This is a genomic window from Cryobacterium zhongshanensis (assembly GCF_022760445.1).
GTDB lineage: Bacteria > Actinomycetota > Actinomycetes > Actinomycetales > Microbacteriaceae > Cryobacterium > Cryobacterium algoricola.
In genome coordinates this window covers 32,781-49,570 of record NZ_JALGAR010000008.1, presented here as the reverse complement: position 1 = coordinate 49,570, position 16,790 = coordinate 32,781, and the positions used below count along the sequence as shown (strand labels likewise).

General features: G+C 70.1%; 13 protein-coding genes. 6 read left to right on the top strand and 7 right to left on the bottom strand.

What is annotated here, in order from left to right; genetic code table 11:
- Window positions 1-52 precede the first annotated feature (52 nt).
- Window positions 53-730 (top strand): response regulator transcription factor, encoded by a 678-nt coding sequence (locus tag MQH31_RS19310; protein WP_255454387.1) that lies wholly within the window; start codon window positions 53-55, stop codon window positions 728-730.
- Between the two features lie 93 nt (window positions 731-823).
- Here the strand turns inward: MQH31_RS19310 and MQH31_RS19305 are convergent, their stop codons facing one another.
- The 3 genes from MQH31_RS19305 to MQH31_RS19295 all read right to left on the bottom strand — a co-directional run bounded on the left by MQH31_RS19305 (window position 824) and on the right by MQH31_RS19295 (window position 3,792).
- Window positions 824-2,104 (bottom strand): MFS transporter, encoded by a 1,281-nt coding sequence (locus MQH31_RS19305; protein ID WP_243013404.1) that lies wholly within the window; start codon window positions 2,102-2,104, stop codon window positions 824-826.
- A gap of 72 nt (window positions 2,105-2,176) precedes the next feature.
- Entirely contained in the window at window positions 2,177-2,503 is a 327-nt protein-coding gene (locus MQH31_RS19300; RefSeq protein WP_134535179.1) for a thiamine-binding protein, read from the bottom strand.
- 2 nt (window positions 2,504-2,505) lie between these two features.
- Window positions 2,506-3,792 (bottom strand): glycosyltransferase 87 family protein, encoded by a 1,287-nt coding sequence (locus MQH31_RS19295; RefSeq protein WP_243013403.1) that lies wholly within the window; start codon window positions 3,790-3,792, stop codon window positions 2,506-2,508.
- A 166-nt stretch (window positions 3,793-3,958) separates the two neighbouring features.
- On the opposite strand from MQH31_RS19295, the gene MQH31_RS19290 reads away from it, so the two are divergent.
- Genes MQH31_RS19290 through MQH31_RS19280 form a run of 3 tightly spaced genes read left to right on the top strand, consistent with a single transcriptional unit; the run spans window position 3,959 to window position 6,548 of the window.
- Window positions 3,959-4,894, top strand: coding sequence for an ABC transporter substrate-binding protein (locus tag MQH31_RS19290; protein ID WP_134535177.1), 936 nt, complete (start codon window positions 3,959-3,961; stop codon window positions 4,892-4,894).
- Complete coding sequence (locus MQH31_RS19285) at window positions 4,891-5,793, top strand: amino acid ABC transporter permease (protein WP_372488190.1); 903 nt, start codon at window positions 4,891-4,893, stop codon at window positions 5,791-5,793. Before MQH31_RS19290 ends, MQH31_RS19285 begins: the two co-directional genes overlap by 4 nt.
- Window positions 5,790-6,548: an amino acid ABC transporter ATP-binding protein gene (locus tag MQH31_RS19280; RefSeq protein WP_243013402.1), complete on the top strand. Its 759-nt coding sequence runs from the start codon at window positions 5,790-5,792 to the stop codon at window positions 6,546-6,548. The genes MQH31_RS19285 and MQH31_RS19280 overlap by 4 nt, the downstream gene beginning before the upstream one ends.
- Before the next feature lie 20 nt (window positions 6,549-6,568).
- On the opposite strand, the gene MQH31_RS19275 is transcribed toward MQH31_RS19280, so the two are convergent.
- Window positions 6,569-7,450, bottom strand: a complete 882-nt coding sequence (locus MQH31_RS19275) for an ADP-dependent NAD(P)H-hydrate dehydratase (protein WP_243013401.1) — start codon at window positions 7,448-7,450, stop codon at window positions 6,569-6,571.
- 23 nt (window positions 7,451-7,473) lie between these two features.
- Here MQH31_RS19275 and MQH31_RS19270 point away from each other — a divergent pair, with 23 nt between their 5' ends.
- Window positions 7,474-8,601 carry an NADH:flavin oxidoreductase/NADH oxidase gene (locus tag MQH31_RS19270; RefSeq protein ID WP_243013400.1) on the top strand — a complete coding sequence of 376 codons (1,128 nt, stop codon included), beginning with the start codon at window positions 7,474-7,476 and terminating at the stop codon, window positions 8,599-8,601.
- 105 nt (window positions 8,602-8,706) lie between these two features.
- Here MQH31_RS19270 and MQH31_RS19265 read toward each other — a convergent pair whose 3' ends face one another.
- The 3 genes from MQH31_RS19265 to guaB1 form a co-directional block, all read right to left on the bottom strand.
- Window positions 8,707-9,789 (bottom strand): hemolysin family protein, encoded by a 1,083-nt coding sequence (locus MQH31_RS19265; protein WP_243013399.1) that lies wholly within the window; start codon window positions 9,787-9,789, stop codon window positions 8,707-8,709.
- Window positions 9,782-11,212 (bottom strand): hemolysin family protein, encoded by a 1,431-nt coding sequence (locus tag MQH31_RS19260; protein ID WP_243013398.1) that lies wholly within the window; start codon window positions 11,210-11,212, stop codon window positions 9,782-9,784. The genes MQH31_RS19265 and MQH31_RS19260 overlap by 8 nt, the downstream gene beginning before the upstream one ends.
- A gap of 181 nt (window positions 11,213-11,393) precedes the next feature.
- Entirely contained in the window at window positions 11,394-12,833 is a 1,440-nt protein-coding gene (gene guaB1, locus MQH31_RS19255) for a GMP reductase (protein WP_134535171.1), read from the bottom strand.
- A 130-nt stretch (window positions 12,834-12,963) separates the two neighbouring features.
- Here guaB1 and MQH31_RS19250 point away from each other — a divergent pair, with 130 nt between their 5' ends.
- Complete coding sequence (locus tag MQH31_RS19250; RefSeq protein WP_243013397.1) at window positions 12,964-16,761, top strand: multifunctional oxoglutarate decarboxylase/oxoglutarate dehydrogenase thiamine pyrophosphate-binding subunit/dihydrolipoyllysine-residue succinyltransferase subunit; 3,798 nt, start codon at window positions 12,964-12,966, stop codon at window positions 16,759-16,761.
- Window positions 16,762-16,790: the final 29 nt, after the last annotated feature.

The following is a 16,790-nucleotide window of genomic DNA, read 5'->3' as shown; positions in this document are numbered from 1 at the left end:
TCGCCGGGCTACCAGTCGAATGCACAGGCAACAGGAGGCAACAGTGACGAACATCAGCACGACCACCCGAGTGGTGCCCAGCAGGGAGAATCCCATCCGGCTGGCCCTCGTCGACGACCACAGGATGCTCCTGGGCGCGTTGACGGAATGGATCCGCGGTGCTGCGGACGACATCAACATGGTCGCTGCGGTCACAACGTGGCCGGAACTCCTCACCCACCCCGAATTCCCGGTGGACGTCGTGCTCCTCGACCTCGACCTCAAGGACAACATCCCGGTCTCGCTCAAGATCTCGACGCTCAAGACGGCCGGCGTCAAGACCGTCCTGATGAGCACGTACTCGGAGCCCGGACTCGTCCGCGAGGCACTCGCCGCCGGGGCGCTCGGCTACCTCGTCAAGAGCGAGGAAGCCGGCATGATCGTCGACGCCATCCGCGCCGCCTTCGACGGAGAGTCCTACATCTCCGCTGAGCTCGACGAAGCGCTCAGCGCGGGCACGGGCGGCGGCTCACCGCGACTGAGCGCGCAGGAACGCCGCGTGATGGCGCTCTACGGTGCCGGAGAACCAGTGAAGGCCGTCGCCCACCAGCTCGGCATCTCCGAGGAGACCGCCAAGTCCTACCTCAAGCGGATTCGCGAGAAGTACCGCCTCGCGGGCTTCGACGTCGGAACGAAGGTCGCGCTGCGGAAGCGCGCGATCCACGACGGGATCCTGCTGCAGACGGACTGACCGGGCGCTCCCGACCCCCTGTCGGAGTTTTCCGTGACCCGTCGCAGGCGCTGCTGCGCCGACGGTGGATCACGAAAGGCTCCGACTTCGGCGTTAAGCGGCGTCCCTGACAATGTCGATGAGGTCGGTGCCGTACGGCACGTGCTGTCCGTTGCGGCGCCGGGACCGGTCGATCGCGAAGCTCACGACGGCGAGGACGAGTCCGATGACGCTCAGTCCCGCGCCGATCCAGACCGGGGCGACGTAGCCGAGGCCGCCCGCGATCGCGAGGCCGCCGAGGAAGGCGCCGAGTGCGTTGCCGATGTTGAGCGCCGAGTGGTTGAGGGCCGCGGCGATGGACTGGCTGTCCGCCGAGACATCCATCAGCCGGGTCTGGATCGCCGGGGAGAGTCCGGCGGCGGCACCGCCGACGAGGAACACACCGATCAGGAGCCCGGGCAGGAACTGCGCGGAGAGGGCGAGCCCGACGAGGGCGACGATCATCACGAAGAAGAAGCCGTAGAGGGTGCGGCGGACGCTCTTGTCGGCCAGGTGGCCGCCGAGCAGGTTGCCGACGGTCATGCCGAGGCCGATGACCACGAGCACGAGCGGCACCGCCCCGGCGCCGAGGCCCGTGACCTCGATGGTCAGCGGGGCGACGTAGGTGTAGACGGCGAAGAGGCCGCCGAAGCCGATCGCGCCGATGCCGAGCGCGAACCAGACCTGCAGCCGGCCGAAGGCCTTGAGCTCGTTGCGCATGGTCGCAAGCGGGTCACCGGCCTGGAACGGCACGAGCAGGATCACGGCGAGGAACGTGACCGCGAAGACGGCGGCGACGACGAGATAGGCGACCCGCCAGCCGTAGACCTGCCCGATCCAGGTGATCACCGGTACGCCGACCACGTTCGAGATGGTCAGCCCGCTGAGCACGAGCGCGACGCCGCGTGCGCGCTTGCCCGGGCCCATCAGGTCGGCAGCGACGAGCGAGGCGATGCCGAAATAGGCTCCGTGCGGAAGCGCGGCCACGAACCGGGCCACGAGCACGAGCCCGAAGGTCGGCAGCAGGGCGGAGGCGATCGTCGCCAGGGTGAATGCGGCGAGCAGGGCGAGCAAGAGCTGTTTGCGCGGCCAGCGTGCCGCCGCCGCCGCGATCGTCGGGGCGCCGACGACGACGCCGAGGGCATACGCCGAGATCAGCCAGCCGATCTGGGCGTTCGCGGCGTCCGGCGCGCTCGCGTAGAGGCCGGGCAGGAGGTCTTGCGCGAGGTTCGGCAGCAGCCCCATCGCCACGAATTCGGTCGCGCCGATGCCGAAGCCGCCGAGCGCGAGGGCGAGCAGGGCAAGGCGGATGCGGGTCGGAGACAGAATCGCCGACCCGTCGGTGGTTGAGGGCATGCGCTCCAGCCTAGGGCCGGACGGATCCGTCCGGAAGCGTCCCGCGGCGACCGCCAGCCCGTGCCGTGTCGGCTACGCCTCGTCGCCGGTCTCCCGTGCGTTCCGGAGCGCGACCTCGAGGCGTTCGACCTTGCCGGTCAGCTCGCCGGTGTGTCCGGGGCGGATGTCGGCCTTGAGCACGAGGGAGACCCGGGGGCCGAAGGCGCCGACGGCCTCCGTCGCGGCCTTGACGACGGCGAAGACCTCGTCCCATGACCCCTCGATGGTCGTGAACATCGAATCGGTGTGGTTCGGCAGGCCCGATTCGCGGACGATGCGCACGGCCGCGGCGACGGCGTCGTGCACGGATCCCTCCGCGTCCTGGGCGCCGGACGGGGAAACGGAAAAGGCGACGAGCATGATTACTCCCTGGGGGTGAGGATCGGGCGGTCGAGGCCGGCCGCCGGTGGGTCGTGCGGGGCTGCGTTGTCGCCGTGGTGGCCGCCGCGGACGGCGCCGTGCGGGACGGAGCGGCTGCCGAGAGCCCACACCTCGCGGATGGCCCAGGCGAGCAGGACGAACTCGAGCACGTTGCGCGCGGAGAGCGCGAGCACCATCAGCGGGTTGGCGACGAGCAGCCAGTCGTAGAGGTAGGGGTAGACGAGCTGCGTGAGCCCGGCGATGACGGCGACGAGGATGGTCGGGGTGCGCCAGCCACGCCCCCACAGCAGGATACCGAGGATGGTCGGCGCGGCGAGCCAGATCACGAATTGCGGCGAGCCGACCTTGTTGACCGCCATCAGGGTCACGACGAGCGCGAGCACGAGGGGCGGGAAGAGCTTCTCGAAGGTCGCCCCCGCCCGCGTCGCCCGCAGCGCGATCAGCAGCACGGCGGCGATGCCGAGCGCGAGCACCGGCGTCATGAGCGCGACGGCGATGGACGATCCCGGACCGACGACCTGGAAGGTGAGGATGTCGTGGTCGTAATAGATGTAGCTGCCCGGGATCCGCAGCGCGGCCTGCACCATCCAGATGGCGCCGACCGGAGATTCGATCTGGATGCCGCGGCTGGTCTGCGCGGAGATGAAGCTGAACACCCGGAGGCCGCTGCCGAGGGCGAATGCGGTGAGCACGATGACGGCGCTCGTGGCGAGGAAGACGTAACCGGCGCGCATCCGCTGTTTCGAGGCGACGACCAGGGCTGCGATGACGGCGATCGGCCAGATCTTCACCCAGGTCGCGATCGTGAGGATGACGGTGCCCCAGACCGGGCGGGTCCGCAGCCACAGTACGGCGAGGATGACGAGCGGGGCCGTGATCGAGTCGATCCTGGCGAGGGCGATCGGACCGAGAAGGAGCAGGAAGCCGAGCCACCAGGCCGCGGCGAGGAGCGCGCGCGGCCCCCGGCGTCGACCGGTCAGGGCCGCGAAGGCGACCGCGTTGAGCAGGGCGACGATGCCGAGCCAGGTCGCCGTGTACGAGGCGGTGCCGAAGGCGAGGGCCGCGAAGATCGGCACGACGGCCAGGAGGGGGTAGACGAAGGGTGCGGTGATGCCGACGAGGGCCTGGCCGCTCGCCGCATCGGTCGCCCAGCCCAGGTAGACGACGTCGACGTCGCCGAGCGGCCAGCCGATCGCCGTGAAGCAGAGGTACACGAGCCACGCGTGCACGACGACGAACCCGGCCCAGAGCGCGACGCGCAGGCTCACCCCCGATGCGGACCAAACCGGTGGTTTCGGGGGACGGGAATCGGGCACGTTCCACTTTCGCACACCCCGGTGTTCCTAACGAGACCGTCACATTCGCGGGTGCGTGCCGACGACCGCGAAAACATGCGTCATGATGGCCAGAGACAGTCATCCCAAGGAGTGGTCAATGCTGAATCGTCGCAGGTCCCGTCACGTTTTGGTGCTCGCGCTCTCGCTGGCGGGCGCGCTGCTCCTGAGCGCATGCTCTGCCGGGAGCCCCGCGCCGAGCACGGGCTCGGATTCGACCGCAGGCCAGTCGCTCAGCTCGCCGGATCCGAGCATGTACCTCACGCCCGGCAAGCTCACGATCGGAACCGGGGAACCCGCATACTTCCCCTGGGTGATCGACGACTCACCGGCATCCGGGAAGGGCTTCGAGGCCGCCGTCGCCTATGCCGTCGCCGGCAAGCTCGGCTTCGCGAAGGAGAACGTGACGTGGGTGCGGAGCACCTTCGACGAGGCGATCGCTCCGGGGCCGAAGGGCTTCGACTTCAACCTGCAGCAGTTCTCGATCACGGCGGAACGCGCCCAGCAGGTCGACTTCTCCTCGCCGTACTACGAGACCACCCAGGCGGTGATCACCGTCGGCACCTCCCCGGCCGCCGGAGTGACCTCGCTCGCCGGGCTCAAGGGGCTCCTGGTCGGGGCCGCGACCGGCACGACGAGCTTCATCGAAGCGGAGAAACTGATCGCTCCGACCCAGGGCGTGCAGGCGTTCAACACGAACGACGACGCCAAGCTCGCGCTGCAGAACGGCACCGTCGACGCGATCGTCGTCGATCTCCCGACCGCGTTCTACCTCACCGGCGTCGAACTCGACGGCGGCACGATCATCGGGCAGCTGCCCGATTCCGCTGCGGGGTCCAGCAGCCCGACCCCCACCCCCGGCGCGACGCCCGGCACCCAGGCGGGTACCGACGCATTCGGCCTCGTCCTGGCCAAGGACAGCCCGCTGACCGCCGCGGTGAGCGCGGCCGTCGACGCCCTCCGCGCCGATGGCACCCTCGCGAACCTCGCAGACACCTGGCTCGCCGGCAACGCGGACGCGCCCGTCCTGAAGTGACGCCGGCGGACGACCCGGGGGCCGGCCCCGACCCGATTGCCGGCACCGGTGGGCCGACCAGGTCGCCGAGCGCGGTCGAGCTGGGTCGTCGCGCATACCGGCGCACGCAGACCACCCGGTCCGTGCTGCTGAGCGCCGTGAGCACTCTCGTGTTCGCGGCGGTGATCTGGGTCTTCGTGGTCAACACACCGGGCTGGACCCGGGTGCAGCAGTCCTTCTTCGACCCCGCCGTCGCGGTGAAGGCCTGGCCGCGGGTGTTCGAGGGGCTGTTGCTCAACATCCGCGTGCTGCTCGTCGCTGCCGTCGGGGTGCTGCTCCTGAGCCTGGTGCTCGCGACGCTGCGCACCCTGCGCGGCGCGGTCTTCTTCCCGCTGCGCGCCCTCGCCGCCGGGTACACCGACCTGTTCCGCGGGCTGCCGCTCATCATCGTGCTCTACCTCGTCGGGTTCGGGCTGCCGGGTCTCGGGGTCTTCCCGAAGCTGCCCTCGTACGTCTGGGGCACGATCGCGCTCGTGCTCACCTATTCGGCATACGTCGCCGAGGTGTGGCGGGCGGGCATCGAGGCCGTGCACCCCTCGCAGGTGCTCGCCGGGCGGTCGCTCGGCCTCAGCCACGGGCGCACCCTGCGCACGATCGTGCTGCCGCAGGCGCTCCGCAAGGTGACCCCGGCGCTGATGAACGACTTCGTCGCGATGCAGAAGGACGTCGGCCTGATCAGTGTGCTCGGCGCCGTCGACGCGGTCAGGGCCGCGCAGATCGAGACGGCCGCGAGCTTCAACTTCACGCCCTACGTGCTCGCCGGGCTGCTCTTCGTGCTGCTCGCCCTCCCGATGATCCGGCTCACGGACTGGCTGTCCGCCCGGATGCGTCGCCGCGAACAGGTCGGCGGCGTCGGATGAGCGGCGCAGCGGATGTCGCCGTGCCGGTCCTCCGGGTCGACGACGTCTACAAGAGTTTCGGTTCGGTTCCCGTGCTCCGCGGGATCGACCTCGTCGTGCACCAGCACGAGGTCGTCGCCCTGATCGGGGCGAGCGGGTCCGGTAAGTCGACCCTGTTGCGGGTGATCAACCTGCTCGAGCGGGTCGACGACGGGCAGGTCTGGCTCACCGGGCGGGACATCAGCGACCCCCGCGCGAACGGAGACGCCGTGCGCGCCCGCATCGGTGTGGTGTTCCAGCAGTTCAACCTGTTCCCGCACCTGAGTGTGCTCGACAACGTCACCCTCGCCAGCCGGATCGTTCACCGGGTGCCGCGCCGCACGGCCGAGGCGCGCGGCCTCGAACTGCTCGACCAGATCGGTCTGTCCGCGAAGGCCCGTGATTTCCCCGACCGGCTGTCCGGCGGCCAACAGCAGCGTGCCGCGATCGTGCGGGCGATCATGACGGACCCCGAACTGCTCCTCCTCGACGAGGTCACGAGCGCACTCGATCCCGAACTCGTCGGCGAGGTGCTCGACCTCGTGCGGCAGCTCAAGCAGTCGGGAACGACGATCGTGATGGCGACCCACGAGATGGGCTTCGCGCGCGACGTCGCCGACCGGGTCGCGTTCATCGACGCCGGCCGGGTGCTCGAGTTCGGGCCGCCGGAGCAGGTCTTCGACGCCCCACGCGAACCCCGCACCCGCGCCTTCCTCGCCCGCATCCCCCCGCGCTAGTTCGGTCCGCGAGAGCCGGGTCAGGGGCGGAGGAGGGCCGCGATCGTCGCCGGGAGGGCCTCCGCGACGTCGAGGGCCACGAGCGGGCCACCGGCGGACGCCCGGGCCGCCGCGAGACCGTGCACGAGCGCGGCGGTCGCCGCGAGGGGAGCGCACGCCTCGGCATCCGCTTCGAGGGCCGTGGCGTGTGTGGCGAACAGGGCGCCGAGGATGCCCCCGAGCACGTCCCCCGCGCCGGCGGTCGCGAGCCACGAAGGGGCCCCGGTCACCGTCAGCCGGGTGCCGCCGGGCGAGGCGACGTACGTCACAGCCCCCTTGAGCAACACGGACACGCCGAGCAGGTCCGCGGAGCGCACGGCCCACTCCCCCGGGTCCGCGGCGATCTCCGCGGGCGTCACGTCGACTCGCCGCCCGGAGACCACTCCAGAGGCGGCGCCGGACGCCGCGCCGGCGAGCAGCCCGGCGAGCTCCCGGTAGTGCGGGGTGATCACGGTCGGACCGGCATTCCGGTGCACGAGGTCGAGGGCGCCGGCGTCGCAGACGACGGGAACCCCCTCGGCGAACGTTGCCTCGAGCGCCTCGAGCGTCGCCGTCGAGCGCTGGGAGGCATCCATGCCCGAACCGAGCAGCCACGCCTGCACCCGCCCCGGCGCGGTGACGACCTCAGGCCTGCGCTGCAGCACGAGGTTCGTGGCCCGGCGCGGGCCGAGATAGCGCACCATCCCGAGACCCGTGCGCGTGGCCGCCTCGACCCCGAGCACGGCGGCGCCCGGGTAGGCGCGCGAGCCCGTGCGCACGCCGAGGACGCCCCTGCTGTACTTGTCGGCGGATGCCGCAGGCACGGCGATCCACTCCCGCGCCTGCTCACCGGTCCAGGCCTGCCATCCCGCGAAACCACTCATGACCCCACGATAGATTGGTTTGTGTGCCCCTGACCCAGCCCGCCCCCGCCCAGCCCCTCGCCTTCCGCCCCCTGACCGTCCGCGGCCTGACCCTGCGCAACCGGCTCTGGGTCGCCCCGATGTGCCAGTACTCGATCCTGAAGCAGGACGGCGTTCCGGAAGACTGGCACCTCGTGCACCTCGGCGGCCTCGCTGCCGGCGGGGCCGGCCTCATCATCGCGGAGGCGAGCGCCGTCAGCCCGGAGGGCCGCATCACCGCCCGGGACACCGGCATCTGGAACCCGGAGCAGGCCGACGCCTGGGCCCGCATCGTCCGTTTCCTCCACGGGCAGGGCGCCGCGGCCGGCATCCAGCTCGCGCACGCCGGCCGCAAGGCCTCGACCTGGCCGGCCTGGGGCACCGACGGTCACGGCGCCGTCCGGCACGGCACCGTCCCCGTCGCGGAGGGCGGCTGGCCGACGCTGTCGGCGTCGACCATCCCGTTCCCGGGCTACGCGGCTCCCGTCGCCCTCGACGCCTCCGGCATCGACACGGTCGTCGAGGACTTCGCCGCCGCGGCCGTCCGCGCGATCGACGCGGGCTTCGACGTGCTCGAGATCCACGCCGCCCACGGGTACCTGCTGCACCAGTTCCTCTCCCCGCTCAGCAACGACCGCACCGACGAATACGGCGGTTCCCTCGAGAACCGGGCCCGGCTGCTGCTGCGGGTCGTCGCGGCCGTCCGCGCCGCCGTCGGCGACACGCATCCGCTCTTCGTGCGCTTCTCCGCCACCGACTGGGCCCCGGGAGGCTGGACCCCCGAGGAGACCGCCACGGTCGCCGGCTGGTCGCGCGATGCCGGCGCCGACTTCTTCGACATCTCCTCCGGTGGCAACGTGACGGGCGTGCAGATCCCGCTCAGCCCCGGCTACCAGGTTCCGCTCGCCGCCTTCGTCAAGGCCGAAGCGGATGTCCCGGTGAACGCGGTCGGACTCATCACGACCCCGGCGCAGGCCGAGGAGATCCTCGCGAGCGGGCAGGCCGACGCGGTCATGCTCGGCCGGGAACTCCTGCGCGACACGCACTTCCCGCTGCGGGCCGCCCACGAACTCGGGGCGACCATCGGCTACTGGCCGCCGCAGTACCTGCGCGCCCGCTGGCCGGAGGCCTGAGCCTCTCAGGCCGCCCTGGACGGGCACCCCGACCGGTCACGCACGAGGCTCAAAGACTCAGAGGGTCAGAGGGTCAGAGGGTCAGAGGCTCAGAGGCTCAGAGGCTCAGAGGCGCCGGGTCGCGTCCTGAACTTCGCCGACGAGTTCCTCGATGATGTCCTCGAGGAAGAGCACGCCCGTCGTCGCCCCGACGGCGGTGAACGAGCGGGCGAGGTGCGCTCCGGAGCGGCGCATGGTCGCGAGGGCGTCCTCGAGGTCGGTGCCCTCGTAGATCGACACAAGCTGGCGGATGCGCTTGGGTGGGATCGGGTCTGCGTAGCTGCCGAGGCCGTGCTCCGCGGTGCTTCCCGTGACCGGGGTCCCGGCGTCGCCGTCGAGATCGATCACGTCCTTGAGGTGCACGTAGCCGGTCGGCTCCCCCTCGGCGGTGACGAGCACGTAGCGCGAGAAACCGTGCTTGGTGACGGCCTTCTCCACGTCGGCCGGGCTCGCCGACTCCGGCAGGCTGATCAGGTCCGCGAGCGGGACCGCGACGTCGCGCACCTTGCGGGTGGTGAACTCGAAGGTCGCGTTGAGCGCGCCGGTCCCGTCGCGGAGCACGCCCTCCCGCGTCGACTCCGAGACGATCGTCGCGACCTCCTCGAGCGTGTACGTGCTGTTGGCCTCGTGCTTGGGCTCGACCCTGAACAGCCGCAGGACGCCGTTCGCGGTCGAGTTGAGCGCCACGATCAGGGGCTTGACGAGGCGCCCGAAGAACACGAGCGGCGGCGCGAGCACGAGCACGGCCTTGTCCGGGATCGAGAACGACAGGTTCTTCGGCACCATCTCGCCGAACACGACGTGCAGGTAGGAGACGAGCAGCAGCGTCACGATGAACGCGATCGCGGTGAGGGCCTCGTCCGGCAGCCCGGTCAGGGCGAGCGGCGCCTCGAGCAGGTGGTGGATCGCCGGCTCGGACACGTTCAGGATCAGCAGCGAGCACACGGTGATGCCGAGCTGGGTCGTCGCGAGCATGAGCGTCGCGTGCTCCATCGCGTAGAGCGCCGTCCGGGCGCCCATCCGGCCGGCGGCCGCGAGCGGCTCGATCTGGGAGCGCCGGGCGGAGATGACCGCGAACTCGGCGGCCACGAAGAAGGCGTTTCCGGCGAGCAGCACGAACAGCCAGACGATTCCGGCCCAGTCACTCATGACGGCGCTCCTTCGACCTCGTGGAGGTGGGTCTGGCGGGCGCAGCGGGCGCCGGAACCGGCGTCGCCTGCTGCGCGACCGGCGTCTGCGCGACAGCGGTCCCTGGCTCCGACTCGGTCTCCGGCTCGGGCTCCGAGGTGGGGGTGAAGCGGATGCGGTCGATCCGGCGGCCGTCCAGGCGTTCGACGGAGAGTTCTCCCGTGTCGATGAGCACGACGTCACCGACGACGGGCAGCCGGCCGAGTTCGCTCATCACGAAACCGGCGACGGTCTCGTACGGGCCGTCCTCCGGGACCTCGACGCCGGTGCGTTCGAGGAGTTCGTCCGGGCGGAGCATGCCGGGGAAGGTCAGCGAGTCCGGCGAACGCACGACCCCAGCCCTGGTGCGGTCGTGTTCGTCGGCGACCTCGCCGACGAGTTCCTCGACGAGGTCTTCGAGGGTCGCGACGCCGGCGGTTCCGCCGTACTCGTCGACGACGACCGCCATCTGGTAACCGCGGCCGCGGAGTTCGACGAGGAGGCCGTCGAGTTTCATGGTCTCCGGCACGCGAACGGCCTCGGACTGGAGTGCGGACACCGGGACATCCGCCCGGCGGTGCCGGGGCACGGCGACGGCCTGCTTGACGTGCACGATGCCGACGACGTCGTCGACGCCCTCATCGACGACGGGGAACCGCGAGTACCCGGTCTGGCGGGTGAGGTCGATGACGGCCTGGGCGGAGGCGGTGCGCTGGATGCTCGCGACGCGCGGGCGGGGCGTCATGACGTCTGCGGCGGTGTGGCCGGAGAAGAGCAGGGTGCGGTGCAACAGCGTCGCGGTGTCCTTCTCGAGCAGCCCGGCACTCGCGGAGCGCCGCACGAGCGAGGAGAGCTCCTCCGCGGTGCGCGCACCGGAGAGCTCCTCCTTGGGTTCGATCCCGATCGAGCGGAGCACGGCGTTCGCGCTGCCGTTGAGCACGGTCACGGCCGGGCGGAACACCGTCGTGAAGAGCGTCTGGAACGGGATCACGAGCTTCGCGGTGCGGATCGGCAGGGCGAGGGCGAAGTTCTTCGGCACGAGTTCGCCGATGATCATCGAGGCGAGGGTCGCGATCACGATCGCGGCTGTCGAGGCGACGACGGGGACGACGAGTTTCGGCAGCCCGGCCGCGAGCAACGGCGGCGCGAGCAGGCTGCTGATGGCGGGCTCGAGCGCGTAACCGGTGAGCAGCGTGGTCAGGGTGATGCCGAGCTGGGCGCTCGAGAGGTGCGTCGAGGTGATCTTCAGGGCGGCGATCGTCTTGGCGAGCCGCGTCTCGCCGCGGGCCTGCCTGGCCTCGAGGTCGCTGCGCTCGAGGTTCACGAGGGAGAACTCGCTCGCGACGAAGAGGCCGGTGCCGATGGTCAGGATGATGCCGACGCCGAGCATGGCCCACTCAAACATGGTGGGATCCGGGTGTCATCACAGGGGGAAAGCCGTTCTCGCGCGGAGAACGGTCACTGGGCGAATTCGCAGGAGGAGGGTCGTCCATTATTCATCCAACTATACCGGTGCGACCGGGAAGCGTCCGGGTGCGCGAGGCACACCCGGACCCTTTTGCCAGCAAGCACCGGCACCGTTTCCGCTACCAGGAAACCGGCAGCGCCTTGCCCTCCTCGTAGCCCGCGGCCGACTGGATGCCGACGAGGGAGCGCTCGTGGAACTCGTCGAGGTTCGTCGCCCCGGCATAGCTGAACGAGCTGCGCACGCCGGAGGTGATCATGTCGAGCAGGTCCTCGAGCGAGGGGCGCAGCGGGTCCAGGTAGATCTTCGAGCTCGAGATGCCCTCGGCGAAGAGGGTCTTCCTCGCGAGCTCGTAGGCGTCGAGCCGGTCGAAGCGTTCCTGGACGGCCTTGGTGGATGCCATGCCCCAGCTCTCCTTGTAGACCGCGCCGGCGGCATCCGTGTCGAGCAGCCCCGGCGCCTCGATCGTGCCGGCGAACCAGGAACCGATCATGACGGATGCCGCGCCTGCGGCGAGCGCGAGCGCCACGTCCCTGGGGTATCGCACCCCGCCGTCGGCCCAGACGTGGGCGCCGAGTTCGCGAGCAGCCGCCGCGGTCTCGAGCACGGCGGAGAACTGCGGCCGGCCGACGGCCGTCATCATCCGGGTTGTGCACATCGCTCCCGGCCCGACGCCGACCTTCACGATGGTGGCGCCCGCTCCGACGAGGTCGTTGACGGCATCCGCCGTCACGACGTTGCCCGCGACGATCGGGATGCCGAGGCCGAGTTCCGCGACGATGCCGAGCGCCCGGATCATGCCGGCCTGGTGCCCGTGGGCGGTGTCGACGACGAGGACGTCGACACCGGCGGCGACGAGGGCGCGCGCCTTCGCGGCGACGTCGCCGTTGATGCCGATCGCCGCGGCGACGAGCAGGCGCCCCTGGGCGTCGACGGAGGGGCGATAGAGGGTGGAACGGAGCGCGCTCTTGCGGCTCAGGGTGCCGACCATGACGCCGTGGCGGAGCACGGGGGCGAAGTCGAGTTCGGCGGCGGTCATCACGTCGAATGCACGGCGCGGTCCGTCGATGTCCTCAGCGTCGAGCGAGGTCAGCGGCCCGTGCAGCAGGTCGCCGAGCTGGGCGTCCGGCAGGGCGGTGCCGAGCCGGGCGGCGTCGATGCAGCCGAGGTATGCGCCGCGGGCGTCGTTGACGACGATGCCCTGGCCGGCGACGGGAGGCACCTGGCGCAGGGCGCTCGCGACGGTTTCACCCGGCCCGAAGATGAACGGGGTGTCGAAACGGGTCGACTGGTCCTTGACCCAGCGGATCGCGGCGTCGAGTTCCTGCAGGTGCATGTCCTGCGGCAACACGCCGAGTCCGCCGCGACGCGCGAGGGACGCGGCGAGCCGGGGACCGGTCACCGAGTTCATGTTCGCCGACACGATGGGGATGGTGGCCCCCGTCCCGTCACCGGGCGCGAGGGAGACGTCGAGCCTGCTCGTGACGGCGGATTCGCTCGGCACCAGGAAGACGTCGGAATACGTGAGATCGTGGCTGGGGATCGCTCCATAGAACTGCATGCAAATAACGCTAGCCCCCCGCATCGATACCCGCAGCCATGCGCGATTGGTTTAGGCTGGGCGGGCAGACCGAACCGGCGATTTTCGGCCGGGGATATCCAAAATTCAACGCAGAGAGTGGGAACCGGCTGTGTCGAGCCAGTTGACCGGTAGTGGATCCGACGAAGCAACGTCGGGTGAATTCGGAGCGAACGAGTGGCTCGTGGACGAGCTGTACGAACGGTATCTCGTCGACAAGAACTCGGTGGATGAGTCCTGGTGGCCCGTGCTGGAGAGCTATCACCAGACCGCGAACGGAGCAGGCCAGGCCGCGGGATCCCCCGCCGCCGAAGCCGCGCAGCCGGCCCAGCCCGCGGCATCCGCCCCCGCAGCAGCGGCTCCGGCAGCAGCGGCTCCGGCAGCAGCGGCTCCTGTCGCAGCCGCCCCGGTCGAGCCCGCCCCGATCACGGCTCCGATCGCGATCATCGGCGGCCAGCGCACCGCCCGCACCACCTCGACCGCCCCGCGCTCGCTCCCCGTCCCGGCCGATGCGCCGGTCAAGGGACCGCAGGCGCCGGCGGGCACTGCGGAAACGCAGGATCTCGTGACCCCGCTCCGCGGCATGCAGAAGAGCCTCGCCGCCAACATGGCCACGAGCCTCACCGTCCCGACCGCGACGAGCGTGCGGACCATCCCGGCCAAGCTCCTGATCGACAACCGCATCGTGATGAACAACCACATGCGCCGGTCGCGCGGCGGCAAGGTCTCCTTCACCCACCTGATCGGCTGGGCGCTGATCAAGGCCCTGAAGATGTTCCCGAGCCAGAACGTCTGGTACGACGAGGTCGACGGCAAGCCCTCCGTCGTCGCTCCCGCCCACGTCGGCCTCGGCATCGCGATCGACCTGCCCAAGCCCGACGGCACCCGCGCCCTGATGGTCCCCGCGATCAAGCGTGCGGACACCATGACCTTCGGCGAGTACCTGTCCTCCTATGAGGACCTCGTCACCCGCGCGCGCAAGAACAAGCTGACCGCGGACGACTTCTCCGGCGCGACCGTGTCGCTCACCAACCCGGGCGGCATCGGCACCGTGCACTCCGTACCGCGGCTGATGAAGGGGCAGGGCTGCATCATCGGCGCCGGCGCCCTCGACTACCCGGCGGAGTTCCAGGGCGCGAGCGTCAAGACGCTCACCGGGCTGGCCATCTCCAAGACCATCACCCTGACGAGCACCTACGACCACCGCGTCATCCAGGGCGCCGGCTCCGGCGAGTTCCTCAAGATCGTGCACGAGCTCCTCATCGGCGGGCACCACTTCTACGAGGACATCTTCGCGGCCCTGCGCATCCCCTACGACCCGATCCACTGGGCGCCGGACATCAGCGTGGACCTCGCGAGCGCCGTCGACAAGACCGCCCGCGTGCAGGAACTGATCAACGCCTACCGGGTCCGCGGCCACCTGATGGCCGACGTCGACCCGCTCGAATACACCCAGCGCACCCACCCCGACCTCGACATCGCGAACCACGGCCTCACCTTCTGGGACCTCGACCGCCAGTTCGTCACCGGCGGCTTCGGCAGCCAGCGGCTGATGCTGCTCCGCGACATCCTCGGAGTGCTCCGCGACTCCTACTGCCGCACGACCGGCATCGAGTACATGCACATCCAGGACCCTGCCCAGCGCAAGTGGATGCAGGAAAAGATGGAGAAGAGCTACGTCAAACCCACGCATGACGAGCAGATGCGCATCCTCGGCAAGCTCAACGAGGCCGAGGCTTTCGAGACCTTCCTGCAGACCAAGTACGTCGGCCAGAAGCGATTCAGCCTCGAGGGCGGCGAGTCCACCATCCCGCTCCTCGACGCGATCCTCGAGGGCGCCGCGAGTGCGGGCCTCGACGGCGTCGCGATCGGCATGGCCCACCGCGGCCGGCTGAACGTGCTCACCAACATCGCCGGAAAGACCTACGGTCAGATCTTCCGCGAGTTCGAGGGCACCCAGGACCCGCGCAGCGTGCAGGGCTCCGGGGACGTCAAGTACCATCTCGGCACCGAGGGCAGCTTCCGCGGAAACAACGGCGTGGAGATCCCGGTCTACCTCGCTGCGAACCCCTCGCACCTCGAGGCGGTCGACGGAGTGCTCGAGGGTATCGTGCGCGCCAAGCAGGACCGCAAGCCGATCGGCACCTTCTCGACCCTCCCCGTCCTCGTGCACGGCGACGCCGCCATGGCCGGGCAGGGCATCGTGCTCGAGACGCTGCAGATGTCCCAGCTGCGCGGCTTCCGCACCGGCGGCACGATCCACCTCGTCGTCAACAACCAGGTCGGGTTCACGACGCTCCCCCTCGACGCGCGCACCTCGGTGTACTCGACCGACGTCGCCAAGACCATCCAGGCCCCGATCTTCCACGTGAACGGCGACGACCCCGAGGCCGTCGTGCGGGTCGCGGAGCTCGCGTTCGCCTACCGCCAGGAGTTCAAGCGCGACGTCGTGATCGACCTGATCTGCTACCGCAGGCGTGGTCACAACGAGGGCGACGACCCCTCGATGACGCAGCCCCTGATGTACAACCTGATCGAGGCCAAGCGCTCGGTGCGGAAGCTCTACACCGAAGCCCTCGTCGGGCGTGGCGACATCACCGAGGCCGAGTACGAGGCCGCGCACGCCGACTTCCAGGACCGCCTCGAGCGCGCGTTCATGGAAACGCACGCCGCGCAGTCGTCCTCGATCCCGATCGTCGGCAGCCAGGGCCTGTCCTCCGGCAACACCCTGCAGGACGAAGCCGTCGGCGAACCGGCGACCACCGGCGTGCCCGAGGCCGTCGTGCATCTCATCGGGGACGCCTTCCTCAACAAGCCCGCCGGCTTCACCGTGCACAACAAGCTCCAGCAGCTCATGCAGAAGCGCGTGGACATGAGCCGCAACGGCAACATCGACTGGGCGTTCGGCGAGCTGCTCGCCCTCGGCTCCCTCCTGCTCGAGCGGACCCCGGTGCGCTTCGCCGGTCAGGATGCCCGCCGCGGCACCTTCGTGCAGCGCCACGCCGTCCTCCACGACCGCATCAACGGCCAGGAATGGCTGCCGCTCGCGAATCTCAGCGAGGACCAGGCCCGGTTCTGGATCTACGACTCACTCCTGAGCGAATACGCGGCGATGGGCTTCGAGTACGGCTACTCCGTCGAACGCGCCGACGCCCTCGTGCTCTGGGAAGCCCAGTTCGGCGACTTCGCCAACGGCGCCCAGACCGTGATCGACGAGTTCGTGGCCTCCGCCGAACAGAAGTGGGGCCAGCGGTCCTCCGTCGTCCTCCTCCTGCCGCATGGCTACGAGGGCCAGGGGCCCGACCACTCCTCGGCCAGGATCGAGCGCTACCTGCAGCTGTGCGCCGAGAACAACATGACCGTCGCACGTCCGTCGACTCCGGCCTCGTACTTCCACCTGCTGCGTCGCCAGGCGTACATGCGCCCGCGGCGCCCGCTGGTGGTCTTCACGCCGAAGTCGATGCTGCGCCTGCGCGGCGCGACGAGCGCGGTCGCCGACTTCACCCACGGACGTTTCGAGCCCGTGATCGATGACGCGCGCATCACGGACAAGGCCGCCGTCAAGCGGGTGCTGTTCATGGCGGGCAAGCTCTACTACGACCTGCTCAGCGAACTCGAGAAGAACCCGAACCCGGAGATCGCGCTCGTGCGGCTCGAGCAGTTCTACCCGTTGCCCGCAGCCGAGATCGCCGAGGTCGTCGCCCAGTACCCAGACGCCGAACTCGCCTGGGTACAGGACGAGCCGGAGAACCAGGGCGCCTGGCCGTTCTTCTACTTCAGCACCAGCAAGCTCGTCGAGCGCTCGGTTCGGGTGTTCTCCCGGGCCGCCTCGGCATCGCCCGCCGCCGGGTCCGCGAAGCGGCACGCCGCCGAGCAGGTCGAGCTGCTGAGGAACGCGCTCACCCTCTAGCCGCACCGTTCCGGTCGAGAGTTCCCGTT

Coding starts and splice junctions, on each gene's coding strand:
- MQH31_RS19305 (WP_243013404.1), bottom strand. CDS start 2,104: ATGCCCTCAACCACCGACGGGTCGGCGATTCTGTCTCCGACCCGCATC.
- MQH31_RS19260 (WP_243013398.1), bottom strand. CDS start 11,212: ATGTTTGAGTGGGCCATGCTCGGCGTCGGCATCATCCTGACCATCGGC.
- MQH31_RS19265 (WP_243013399.1), bottom strand. CDS start 9,789: ATGAGTGACTGGGCCGGAATCGTCTGGCTGTTCGTGCTGCTCGCCGGA.
- MQH31_RS19300 (WP_134535179.1), bottom strand. CDS start 2,503: ATGCTCGTCGCCTTTTCCGTTTCCCCGTCCGGCGCCCAGGACGCGGAG.
- MQH31_RS19280 (WP_243013402.1), top strand. CDS start 5,790: ATGAGCGGCGCAGCGGATGTCGCCGTGCCGGTCCTCCGGGTCGACGAC.
- MQH31_RS19290 (WP_134535177.1), top strand. CDS start 3,959: ATGCTGAATCGTCGCAGGTCCCGTCACGTTTTGGTGCTCGCGCTCTCG.
- guaB1 (WP_134535171.1), bottom strand. CDS start 12,833: ATGCAGTTCTATGGAGCGATCCCCAGCCACGATCTCACGTATTCCGAC.
- MQH31_RS19275 (WP_243013401.1), bottom strand. CDS start 7,450: ATGAGTGGTTTCGCGGGATGGCAGGCCTGGACCGGTGAGCAGGCGCGG.